Here is a 256-nt window from a genome sequence, read left to right on the forward strand (position 1 = left end):
GTGAGATGCCTCGCACGCGGAATGCTGCGTTCCGACATTGGAAATTTTGGGGAAAGCCGGATGCATGGTCGTGATCTTCATTTCTCGCCCGAGTGGGCGCCTGCTGCAAGAGCTGTTCGCGACAGGCAAGCTCGCTGGCGGGACGACCGGCCGGCTTTTCGCGACCCTGCCGGCGGGATGTGCGCATGAGGCGTAGAAAACTCACCGCCGCACAGATCGCCGCCATGTTGCGTGATGTCGAACGCGGACGGTCCGC

At 62.9% G+C, this 256-nt stretch carries 1 protein-coding gene; it reads right to left on the reverse strand.

Annotation, left to right across the window (positions count from 1 at the left end; all coding sequences use genetic code 11):
* Positions 1-226 (reverse strand): hypothetical protein (locus SB771_RS35665; RefSeq protein ID WP_410722127.1); only part of this gene is annotated, 226 nt, incomplete at its 3' end.
* Positions 227-256 lie beyond the last annotated feature (30 nt).

Origin of the sequence: Burkholderia sp. SIMBA_051, assembly GCF_046534915.1 — a bacterium.
Lineage (GTDB): Bacteria > Pseudomonadota > Gammaproteobacteria > Burkholderiales > Burkholderiaceae > Burkholderia > Burkholderia ambifaria.